Origin of the sequence: Amycolatopsis sp. NPDC052450, from assembly GCF_044547565.1 — a bacterium.
Lineage (GTDB): Bacteria > Actinomycetota > Actinomycetes > Mycobacteriales > Pseudonocardiaceae > Amycolatopsis.
In genome coordinates this window covers 21,243-28,389 of record NZ_JBIUAQ010000036.1, presented here as the reverse complement: position 1 = coordinate 28,389, position 7,147 = coordinate 21,243, and the positions used below count along the sequence as shown (strand labels likewise).

The window sequence follows — 7,147 nt, the reverse complement described above, 5'->3', positions numbered from 1 at the left end:
CGGCCCAGCTCCGCGCCCCCGCCCCACCCCGTACAAAACGCCCCCCCGCCACTGCGCCGGGCGGGGGGTGTGGGTTTGGTATCTGTTCTTAAAAAAACACTCCCCCCCCCCCCCACCACCTGGACCGAAGCTCCCCTCACCGCTCGAGACCCGGCGCCCGTGCAGCTGCACGGGCCCTTTTTTCGTTTATTACCAACAGAATGACAACACCATCAAGTGAACGGCCTTGGCAGCCGGACAGAGGTACTCTCTTAGCTTCCCAGCCCGCCAAGGCCGGAGTCGCGATGAGACAGCTCTCCCCCGCCGCACGCTGGCTTCTCATCGTCTTCGGCGTGACGATCTGCTACTTCGCGGCCGCCCGGATCGGGATCCAGTGGGCGATCGTGCGCGAGCAGATCTCGCCGCTGTGGCCGGCCGCGGGTGTCGCGCTGGCGGTGCCGATGCTGCTGGGGCCGCGGTACTGGCCCGGGATCTTCCTCGGCGCCCTCCTGACGAACGTCGCCTTCGGTCCCTCGCCGGTCGCGGTCTTGGTGATCTCATCGGGGAACACGATCGGCCCCATGCTGGCCTACGCGGTGATGCGGCGGCTGGGTGGCCACAACCGGCTCGACCGGCTTCCCGACGCCGTCCTCCTGGTGGTGGTCGGGGCGATCGGCGGCACCGCCGTCAGCGCGGTGCTGGGCACCGGCGTCCTGGTCCTCGACGGCGCACTGGTTCCCGGCGATTTCTGGGCGACGGCGCTCGTGTGGTGGACCGGCGACGCGATGGGCGTCCTGACGATCACGCCGTTGCTGCTCCTGGCGCCGAGATTCCGCCTGCCGAGGCGGATTTCGCTCGCTCGCTGGGGAGAGGCGGCGGCGCTCGCGCTGGCCGGGCTCGGCACGGCGCTCCTCGCGTCCACCACCATGTCCAAACTGTTCGTGGTCTTCCCGGTGCTCGTCTGGGCGGCGCTGCGGTTCCGGCAGGCGGGGGCGCTGATGTGTTCCTTGTGCGTCTGCACCTTCACGATCTTCGCCGCCATACACGGGCTCGGTCCCTACGGTTCCTACGAGCTGGCCGCGCGGATGCTGCACGTCCAGGCCTTCGACGCCACTGTCGGGCTGACGGCGCTCGTGTTGTCCACGATCGTCCTGCAACGCGATCGCGCGACCGCCGAGATCACCGACGCCTGGCACCAGATCACCGAAATGGTCGACCTGATCGAACCGCGCCAGTCGTTGCGCAGCGCCATGACCCAGCGCAAGGACGACTGAGGCTCAGGCGACCTGTTCGTCGAGGAAGCGGTCGAGGTAGCGCCACGTGGTCCCGCGCGCCTTCCGGCCGGTCAGCACGCCGAGGTGCCCGCCGGGCGCGGTCTCGAAGGTCACCGACGGCGAGTTGTCCAGCAGTTCGGTGAGCCGTTCGACGGCCGCGCGCGGGGCGATCGTGTCGTTCTGCCCGGCGATGACCAGCGTCGGCACCTTGATCCCGGACAGCGCGATGATGCGGCCGTTGAGGTCGACCGTGCCCTCGGCGAGGTCGTTGGCGCGGAAGAAGCGGTGGTAGATCTGGCCGAACGTCCGCCCGGGGTAGGCGATCATGTTGTCCATGAAGTGGTCGACGGCCTCGATCTGCGCCAGATAGTCCCGGTCGTCGAGATTCTTCAGGATGGCGAGGGGTTTGGTGATCTCCTTGCTGATCCCGGTCGCCCGGAAGACCCGGCTGACCAAATAGGACGGTGCGCCGCCGAGCGCCCGGTAGAACGGGGTCAGCAGGTGGCCGCCGGTGAGGTCCACCAGCGGGCGGAACGGGGCGATCAGCGGGATCGCGGTGAAGTCGAACGGCGACGCGATGGTCGCGATCGACTCGATCGGCAGATCGGGCTGGTCCGCGGTGGTCAGGAGGGAGAAGATCCCGCCGAGGCACCAGGCGACGACGTGCACGCCCTGGCCGCCGGAGTCCTCGCTGACCTTGCGGATCGCGCGCGGGAGCACTTCCTCGATCCAGTGCTCGATGCCGAGACGCCGGTCGGAGAAGGCGACGTTCCCGTAGTCGACCAGGTACGTGTTGCGGCCGCCGTCGACCAGGTGCTCGGCGAGGCTGCACCCGCGGCGCAGGTCGAAGCACAGCGCGGGCGCGGCCAGCGGCGGCACGAGCAGCACCGGCGGGCCCGACGCCGGGGCCTTGCCGTTCGTCAGCCGGTACAGCGAGCGGTTCGGGCCCTGGTCGATCAGGACACGCGGCACCGGGCGAAGATCGGCGACCCCACCGTGCAGCACCTTCCCGACGACGTTCGACGCGGCGGCGGCGAGCCGTGCCGGGGGTGTGGCCATGGTGTGCCTCCTGGGGAATCAACGCGGTAAGACGTAATCTTGCCGCTTGGGGGCGCACGACTCAACACCGCGGCCGTCACAGGCCGTCCATTTCGGACAGTCGCTAGGCCGTACGAGTTAAGAATCGGCGTCCTTTTCCGCCGCCGGGGCACTCCGCGCGGCACGCGATTCGTACTCCGCGCGAGCACTGGAATGCGTTGCGGAGGACAGGATCTTGTCGCCGCCGAGCGCGCGGATCAGTCCCTCGCCGAGGCGGCGCGGAAGCAGCCGTGTGATCCTGCCCATGGCGTCCAGCGACGCGGGAACGAAGACGTCGAACTTGGGACGGCGTAACGCATCGACAATGGCCTGCGCCACATCTTCCGGCTGCACCGACTTGAAGAACTTCGCCTCGCCGAGCCCGCTGGCCAGTTCCGTGCGGACCACCGCGGGCATCACGCAGGAGACCAGCACGCCCGTTCCGTGCAATTCCAGATGCACCGATTCCGACAACCCGACGACGGCGTGTTTCGTCGCGCAGTAGGTGGCCGCACCGGGGAAGCCGGCCTTGCCCGCCATCGAGGCGATGTTGACGATGTGGCCGGTGCCACGCGGGCGCATCCGCTTCACGGCTTCCCTGGTGCCGTGGATGACCGCGTGCAGGTTGATCTCGAGCAGCCTGCGGGTCGCCGCGTCGTCCTCTTCTTCGAGCGGCGCGAGCGGCATGATGCCCGCGTTGTTGATCAGCACGTCGATCGGGCCGACGCGCCGCTCGACCTCGTCGAGGAACTCGGTGAAGCCGCGTGTGTCGGTGACGTCGAGCGGCAGCGCCTCCGCGCCCAGTTCGGCGGCGGTCTTCTCGGCGAGGACCTGGTCCAGGTCGCCGATGACCACCTTGGCGCCGAGCCGGGACAGTGCCGTCGCGGTACTGGCCCCGATGCCCTGCGCCGCTCCGGTGATCACGACGACCTTGCCCGCCAGGGAACGTTCACGCTTGGCCATGCCGGTCTCCTCTGCGACTTCGCTGTCCGGGGCACTGTTGGCGATGTGTCAACTATGGTGCACCCGAAGCCGCGCGGACGCCAGTCCTACGGGCGTTGCTCGAACACCTGCCCGATCCAGCCCTTGACGTCGAAACGTTCCGTCGGCTTGAAGCCCTGGCTCTCGTAGTAACGCTGAAGGTCGCCGTCGCCACCGGCCCAGCAGTCGACCCGCACCAGCCCGATACCGCGTTCCCGCGCCTCGGCCAGCGCGAACTCGATCAGCCGCGAGCCGACCCGGTGGCCCGCGAACCGGCGCGAGGTCAGCAGCAGGCCGAGGTAGATCTCCGGCTCGCCGGCCGGCGAAACGTGCGGAAAACGGTCACCGAGGATGGTCGCCCCGGCCGCCTGGCCGTCCACCTCGGCGATGTACAGCCCCGGCCCGTCCGCCATCCCGCGCACCCGCTCGATCCGCTTCGGGATCGTGGACCACGGCTCGGTCCCCCACTGCCCCGCGCTGCCGCGTCCGGCCAGCCACGCGACGGCCTCGTCGAACATGTCCAGCAGCGTTGGGAAGTCCCCGGAACCACCCTTGCGGATGACGAAATCGCTCATGCTTCCGTTCTACAACATCGCGAGGGTGCGCGGGTGTTCTGTCGGGTCAGGCGACGCCGAGGTGCCGTGCGATCAGCATCCGCTGCACCTCCGAGGTCCCCTCCCCGATCTCCAGGATCTTCGCGTCCCGGTAGAAACGGCTCACCGGGAACTCGTTCATGAAGCCGTACCCGCCGAAGATCTGCGTCGCCTCGCGCGCGTTGTCCATGGCGGCGTTCGACGCGACGAGCTTCGCGATCGACGCCTCCTTCTTGAACGGCTCACCGCGCAGCATCTTCGACGCCGCCGCGTAGTACGCCAGCCTCGCGGTGTGCGTGCGCACCTCCATGTCGGCGATCTTGAACTGGATCGCCTGGTATTCACCGATCTTGTGCCCGAACGCCTCGCGTTCCTTGACATACCGCAGGCATTCGTCGACGCAGCCCTGTGCGAGCCCGACGCTCAGCGCGGCGATCGCGACCCGGCCTTCATCCAAAATGGACAGGAACTGGGCGTAACCGCGGCCGCGTTCCCCGACCAGGTTCTCGGCCGGGACGCGGACGTCGTCGAACGAGAGCTCGTGCGTGTCCGAGCAGTTCCAGCCGACCTTGGAATACTTCGGCGCGACGGCGAAGCCCGGCGTGCCGGACGGCACGATGATCGCCGAGATCTCCTTGCGGCCGTTCTCCTTCACGTCGGTGACGGCGGTGACCGTGACCAGTTTCGTGATGTCGGTGCCGGAGTTGGTGATGAACGACTTGCTGCCGTTGATCACCCAGGTGTCGCCGTCGAGTTTCGCGCGCGTGCGGGTGGCGCCCGCGTCCGAACCGCCGCCGGGTTCGGTGAGCCCGAAGGCGCCGAGCGCGGTGCCGGCGCACAACTCCGGGAGCCACTTCTGCTTCTGTTCCTCGGTGCCGAACCGGTGGATCGGCATGGCGCCAAGGGAAACACCGGCCTCGACGGTGATCGCGACCGAGGAATCGACGCGCGCCAGTTCCTCCAAGGTCAGGCAGAGCGCGAAGTAGTCGCCGCCCATGCCGCCGTACTCCTCGGGGAAGGGCAGGCCGAACAAGCCCATCTCGGCCATCTTCGCGACGATCTCGTACGGGAACTCCTCCCGCTCGTAGAGGTCGCCGATGACCGGGGCGACCTCGGAGCGCGCGAATTCCTCGACCGTCTTGCGCAGCGCCTCGTACTCGTCATCCAGTCGAAAGTCGATCATTGGCCATCCTTTTGGGGTGTCACAACGGCTACCGTCTCGTCCAGCGCGACCTGTTGGCCCACCCGGACGGGGAGTTCGCTGACCACGCCGTCGATCGGCGCGGTGATCGTGTGCTCCATCTTCATCGCCTCGACGACCACGAGCGGCGTCCCGGCGCTCACCACGTCACCGGCGGCGGCCTTGACCACCAGCACGGTTCCGGGCATCGGGCTGGTGACCGGTCCGGCGCCACCCGCGGCCCCGGCGGCCGACCGCAGCCTTTCGCGCTCGCCGATCGCGAAGCTGTGACCGTCACGCGCGAGCCACACGGTCCTTCCGGCCCCGACTGCGTGCCGGTACCGGTGGAAACCGGTGGGATGCCGGACTTCCAGCAGGTCTCCCTCGCGCCGCGCGGAAACCCGCACGGGATCGGCGCCGTCGACGCTTACGAGCGCGTTCGCCGGGGTGCCCTGCACCCGCACGACGACTTCGGAGCTTCCCGACTTCAGCGCGAAGTCGATACCGCCGGAGGCACCGAGCCGCCAGCCGTCGGGAACATCCCACGGATCGACGACGGAACCCTTCGGCTGCAAGGAAAGCAGCCGGTCGAGCGCCGCCGCCACGAAGAACTCCGGCGGCACTTCTTCGGAGACCAAAGTGGACAATCGGCGATCGACGAGCCCGGTGTCGAGCTTGCCGTCGCGGACGTCGCCGTCGGCGAGGAGCCCGCGCAGGAAGGCGATGTTCGTGCCGACGCCGAGCAACGCGGTGTCCGCGAGCGCCAGGTCGAGCCGGTGCAACGCGGCCGCGCGGTCCGGACCCCAGGCGATGACCTTGGCCAGCATCGGGTCGTAGTTCGAGCCGATGACCGCGCCTTCGCTCATCCACGAGTCGACGCGCACGCCCTCACCGGACGGTTCGTGGACCGCGAGCACGGTTCCCCCCGTCGGGATGAAGCCGCGAGCGGGGTCTTCGGCGTAGACGCGGGCTTCGACGGCGTGGCCGTCGAGCCGGACGTCGTCCTGCGACACGGTGAGCACGTCACCGGCGGCGATCTTGACCTGCCACTCGACGAGGTCGAGCCCGGTCACGAGTTCGGTCACCGGATGCTCGACCTGCAGGCGGGTGTTCATCTCCATGAAGAAGAACTCGCCGGGCGCGGTGGCCGACACGATGAATTCGACCGTCCCCGCGCCGACGTAGCCCACCGAGCGCGCGGCCTCGACCGCGGACGCGCCCATTTTCGCGCGCGTGGCTTCGTCGAGGAGTACGGACGGCGCCTCTTCGATGATCTTCTGGTGCCGCCGTTGCAGGCTGCATTCGCGCTCACCGAGGTGGATCACGTTGCCGTGGGTGTCGGCGAGTACCTGGATCTCGATATGGCGTGGCGTGGTGACGAACCGCTCCATGAGCAGTGTGTCGTCACCGAAGGAACCCTTGGCCTCACGGCGGGCGGACTCGACTGCGGCGTCCAATTCGGACAGTTCGTTGACCAGCCGCATCCCCTTGCCGCCACCACCGGCGGACGGCTTGATCAGCAGTGGGAACCCGACCTTCTCCGCGGCGGCGGCGAAACCGCCTTCCGGAATGTCCACATCGGACGCTCCGGGCACCACCGGCACACCGGCCTCGGACACCGTCGCCTTGGCGCGGATCTTGTCGCCCATGGCGTCGATCGCCTCGACCGGAGGGCCGATGAAGACCAGGCCCGCCTCGGCGCAGGCACGGGCGAATTCCGCGTTCTCCGCGAGGAAGCCGTAGCCGGGATGGACCGCCTGCGCGCCCGTGTCGAGCGCCGCCCGGACGATCGCCGGGATGGACAGGTAGCTTTTCGCCGCTTCGGCCGGGCCGATACGGACTGCGGTGTGCGCCTCCCGGACGTGCCGGGCGTCGGCGTCCGCGTCGCTGTACACCGCGACCGAACGGATACCGAGCCCCCGCAGCGAGCGGATCACGCGGACCGCGATCTCCCCGCGGTTGGCGACCAGAACCGTGTCGAACATGCTCACATCCTGTGTTTTCCGGCGGCGCGCGGGTTCGGGTCGTACACAGTGCAACGGCTTCGGCCGAGTAGCACGATC

The 7,147-nt window shown here is 68.6% G+C and carries 6 protein-coding genes; 1 reads left to right on the top strand and 5 read right to left on the bottom strand.

The genetic code is table 11. From position 1 onward, the window contains the following. The first annotated feature begins 284 nt into the window (after positions 1-284). Positions 285-1,253: an MASE1 domain-containing protein gene (locus ACIHAO_RS36820; RefSeq protein ID WP_396565900.1), complete on the top strand. Its 969-nt coding sequence runs from the start codon at positions 285-287 to the stop codon at positions 1,251-1,253. A 3-nt stretch (positions 1,254-1,256) separates the two neighbouring features. On the opposite strand, the gene ACIHAO_RS36815 is transcribed toward ACIHAO_RS36820, so the two are convergent. The 5 genes from ACIHAO_RS36815 to ACIHAO_RS36795 all read right to left on the bottom strand — a co-directional run bounded on the left by ACIHAO_RS36815 (position 1,257) and on the right by ACIHAO_RS36795 (position 7,069). After that, on the bottom strand, positions 1,257-2,312 hold the full coding sequence (locus tag ACIHAO_RS36815) for an alpha/beta fold hydrolase (RefSeq protein ID WP_396565898.1): 1,056 nt from the start codon (positions 2,310-2,312) through the stop codon (positions 1,257-1,259). Between the two features lie 117 nt (positions 2,313-2,429). Continuing rightward, the gene (locus ACIHAO_RS36810; protein WP_396565896.1) at positions 2,430-3,293 is read right to left on the bottom strand and encodes an SDR family oxidoreductase; all 864 of its coding nucleotides are present in this window, start codon (positions 3,291-3,293) and stop codon (positions 2,430-2,432) included. Between the two features lie 86 nt (positions 3,294-3,379). Next, the gene (locus ACIHAO_RS36805; protein WP_396565894.1) at positions 3,380-3,886 is read right to left on the bottom strand and encodes a GNAT family N-acetyltransferase; all 507 of its coding nucleotides are present in this window, start codon (positions 3,884-3,886) and stop codon (positions 3,380-3,382) included. 46 nt (positions 3,887-3,932) lie between these two features. Further along, a complete protein-coding gene (locus ACIHAO_RS36800; RefSeq protein WP_396565892.1) occupies positions 3,933-5,087 on the bottom strand; it encodes an acyl-CoA dehydrogenase family protein in 1,155 nt (384 codons plus the stop codon). Continuing rightward, positions 5,084-7,069: an acetyl/propionyl/methylcrotonyl-CoA carboxylase subunit alpha gene (locus ACIHAO_RS36795; RefSeq protein ID WP_396565890.1), complete on the bottom strand. Its 1,986-nt coding sequence runs from the start codon at positions 7,067-7,069 to the stop codon at positions 5,084-5,086. Before ACIHAO_RS36795 ends, ACIHAO_RS36800 begins: the two co-directional genes overlap by 4 nt. Positions 7,070-7,147: the final 78 nt, after the last annotated feature.

Excerpts from the sequence above, each read along its gene's own strand:
- ACIHAO_RS36820 (WP_396565900.1), top strand. The coding sequence starts at position 285 with ATGAGACAGCTCTCCCCCGCCGCACGCTGGCTTCTCATCGTCTTCGGC.
- ACIHAO_RS36815 (WP_396565898.1), bottom strand. The coding sequence starts at position 2,312 with ATGGCCACACCCCCGGCACGGCTCGCCGCCGCCGCGTCGAACGTCGTC.
- ACIHAO_RS36810 (WP_396565896.1), bottom strand. The coding sequence starts at position 3,293 with ATGGCCAAGCGTGAACGTTCCCTGGCGGGCAAGGTCGTCGTGATCACC.
- ACIHAO_RS36805 (WP_396565894.1), bottom strand. The coding sequence starts at position 3,886 with ATGAGCGATTTCGTCATCCGCAAGGGTGGTTCCGGGGACTTCCCAACG.
- ACIHAO_RS36800 (WP_396565892.1), bottom strand. The coding sequence starts at position 5,087 with ATGATCGACTTTCGACTGGATGACGAGTACGAGGCGCTGCGCAAGACG.
- ACIHAO_RS36795 (WP_396565890.1), bottom strand. The coding sequence starts at position 7,069 with ATGTTCGACACGGTTCTGGTCGCCAACCGCGGGGAGATCGCGGTCCGC.